Source organism: Microvirga pakistanensis (genome assembly GCF_004458765.1).
Lineage (GTDB): Bacteria > Pseudomonadota > Alphaproteobacteria > Rhizobiales > Beijerinckiaceae > Microvirga > Microvirga pakistanensis.
Genome location: NZ_SPJX01000697.1, coordinates 1 through 223, shown reverse-complemented (window position 1 = coordinate 223; position 223 = coordinate 1). Strand labels below are relative to the sequence as shown.

The window sequence follows — 223 nt, the reverse complement described above, 5'->3', positions numbered from 1 at the left end:
GGGCCTGAGCGACCTGCGGGTGGTCGGCTCCATGCACGAGCGCAAGGCGCTGATGGCGGAACTCTCCGACGGCTTCATCGCCCTGCCGGGCGGCCTCGGCACGTTCGAGGACTTGTTCGAGGTCTGGACCTGGGCCCAGCTCGGTTATCATAAGAAGCCCTGCGCCCTGCTCAATGTCGCCGGATTCTACGACAGGCTCGCGGATTTTCTCGACGATGTGGTG

The 223-nt window shown here is 64.6% G+C and carries 1 protein-coding gene; it reads left to right on the top strand.

The genetic code is table 11. From position 1 onward, the window contains the following. The coding region (locus tag E4K09_RS26780) for a cytokinin riboside 5'-monophosphate phosphoribohydrolase (RefSeq protein WP_134500670.1) at window positions 1–223 on the top strand (223 nt) is incomplete at both ends.